This is a genomic window from Pseudomonas sp., assembly GCF_035277045.1.
Lineage (GTDB): Bacteria > Pseudomonadota > Gammaproteobacteria > Pseudomonadales > Pseudomonadaceae > Aquipseudomonas.
In genome coordinates this window covers 1-2,470 of the sequence record NZ_DATELE010000241.1, presented here as the reverse complement: position 1 = coordinate 2,470, position 2,470 = coordinate 1, and the positions used below count along the sequence as shown (strand labels likewise).

The window sequence follows — 2,470 nt, the reverse complement described above, 5'->3', positions numbered from 1 at the left end:
GGCCATGTACCAGGAGCGTCCCACCAGCGGTGCTGTGGTGCACCTGCATTCCACCCACTCGGTGGCCGTCTCGGTGCTCGACGGCCTGGATCCGGAAGACCTGCTGCCTGCGATCACGGCCTACTACGCCATGCGTGTCGGCAAGCTGCCGTTGGTGCCCTACCATGCACCGGGCGACCCTGCCCTGGCCGAGGCGGTCCGTTCCTTCTCCAGTAAACACCACGCCATGCTCCTTGCTCATCACGGACCCGTGGTGGCTGGCAGCGACCTGAATGCCGCTGTCGATGCCACCGAGGAACTGGAAGCCACGGCGCAACTGTTCCTGCTGATCTTCCAGCATAAATTCAAGACCCTGACCCCCGAGCAGGTCGCCGAGCTACGGCGTCTTTACCCTTTGAAGTGAAGGTCACATGCTTGCAAGCCTGAAAACCTGGTGGGCCACACCTCTCGTAGGCATTCTCGGTGCACTGTTGGCCGGTGCCGCGCACTGGCCGCTGCCCTGGATCATCGGCTCCATGCTGGCGGTGATCGTCGTGCGCTGCAGTGGCTGGCTGATCGCCGAGATCCCGAATGGGCGCAAATCGGGGCAATGGATGATCGCGACGTCCATCGGCCTGCATTTCACACCACCTGTCGTCGAGGAAATCCTCGGGCATTTCCCGATGATGCTGGCTGCAGCGTTCCTCACCCTGTTGCTCGCCCTTGCCGGGATCGCCTTCATGCCGGCTAACTTCGCCGAAATGATCCAGCTGGGCATACGCTACCGCGCAGACGTCAGCCAGATCGCAGCAGCCCACAGCATTCGCCTGGTGCTGATCGTGCTCAGCGTACCGCCGGCCATGTTCCTGCTGATGCACCTGAGCCCAGGCGCGGTGCAAGCTCGCCCGCCTGCCCAATGGGAATGGCTGGGACCCATGCTGGCGGGCGGCGTACTGGTTACGTTGGCATGGAAGCGGCTGGGTTTGCCCAACCCGTGGATGTTCGGCCCGATGGCACTGTGCGCCGGGCTCACGGCGACGTTCGACCTGCGCACCGCGCTTCCAGTGGAGCTGAGCCAGTATGGCCAGTTGATGATCGGCTGCGCATTGGGCAGCTTCTTCGACCGCGGGTTTTTCCGCCGCTCGCCGTTGTATCTGCTCAAGGTGGTGGTCTTCACCTTGTCGATGATCGCCAGCACCTTCCTGTTCGCCTGGGCATTCGGCTGGCTGACCAACATGCCTGTGTTGTCGCTCGCCCTGGGCATGATGCCAGGCAGCAGCACCGAGATGTACCTGACCGCTGAGGCCCTGCACCTTGGGGCGGGCATGGTGACCGCCATGCAGATCATGCGCCTGGTGGTGGTCATGCTGTGCGCTGAACCCGTGCTCGGACTTTTGCTCGCACGCCAGGCGCGCAATGCCTCGCAGGTGCAGCATAACGACAGCGAATGATGCGACCTAGCGGGTGGGCACGACCGCATCGAGCTGCTCGGCAGGCACCTGTCCCACCCGGCGCAGCTCGAGGATCGGCGACTTGCGGGCGAACGACCCGCTCAAGTGGCGCTTCATCAGGTGCGCAGCCTCCAGGTTGTTGCCCTGTTCCACCAGCTCGACCATCCGCAAGTGCTCGGCGCACTGGGAATACAGGCGCTTGCGGTCGATCATGGAGCGGTACTCGATCAGGCGGCGCATGTTGTTCAACTGCTTGAGCATCATGTGGTAGAGCGGATTTCCGGACAGCTTGATCAGCTCTTCATGAAAGCGGATACCCGACTTGAGCAGGACATCGGCCGGCAGCGTGTCGATGCCCCCGGCGAGCAAGTCCTTCTGTTCCTTTTTCAAGCGCCGGAGCACCTCCAGATCGCAGTCGAAATCGCTCTCCAGCAACGCGGCAGGCTCAATCAGCGAACGCACCTTGTAGATCTGCTGGAGCGTTTCGGGGGTCTTGGCCACATCCAGGAAGCGCCAGCCGTAGCCTGGCTTGGGCTCGGCCCAGCCGACCTTGGCTGCACGGTTGAGGATGTCGATGACCTGGAACTTGGTCAGGTCATAGCGCTCGCGCAGGTACTTTTCGGTCACTTGCGCGGGGATTGCATCATTGAGCCAATCTTCTGAAAGCTTGTAGTACTCCGCAGGCTCCTCGGTAGCGGTGATCTCATCGAGGTTATCACTCGCAGTCTCGGGGATTCCGATCACGAAAAAACCACGATTGGGAATCTGCTCCAGCACTCCCTGCTCGGCCAGTACGGTCAACGCCTCGCGGGCAGGCGAACGGGAGACATGGAACTCATCGGCAACTTTCTGGGCGCTCAGATGCGACCCGGTGGTGATATCACCAAGCTGGATCTTGTGGCTGATATCGAAAACGATGCGCTGGACAAGTGTGCTGGAGGCCATTGAGATCGGACCGGCAAGTTGGAGACGAAGTGAAAAGCGACCAATTCTTTGTTTATCGGCGCCGATAAATGCAAGTATACGCGAGAACGAGCCGG

The 2,470-nt window shown here is 61.4% G+C and carries 3 protein-coding genes; 2 read left to right on the top strand and 1 reads right to left on the bottom strand.

Annotation, left to right across the window (positions count from 1 at the left end):
* The coding region (locus VJS90_RS13775; RefSeq protein WP_324122200.1) for a class II aldolase/adducin family protein at window positions 1–403 on the top strand (403 nt) is incomplete at its 5' end.
* 7 nt (window positions 404–410) lie between these two features.
* The gene (locus VJS90_RS13770) at window positions 411–1,430 is read left to right on the top strand and encodes an AbrB family transcriptional regulator (protein ID WP_324122199.1); all 1,020 of its coding nucleotides are present in this window, start codon (window positions 411–413) and stop codon (window positions 1,428–1,430) included.
* Between the two features lie 6 nt (window positions 1,431–1,436).
* Here VJS90_RS13770 and VJS90_RS13765 read toward each other — a convergent pair.
* Window positions 1,437–2,470: GntR family transcriptional regulator (locus VJS90_RS13765; RefSeq protein WP_324122198.1), on the bottom strand; the 1,034-nt coding region annotated here is incomplete at its 5' end.

What these genes read in the sequence shown, in the direction of transcription:
- VJS90_RS13770 (WP_324122199.1), top strand. Translation starts at nt 411, where the DNA reads ATGCTTGCAAGCCTGAAAACCTGGTGGGCCACACCTCTCGTAGGCATT.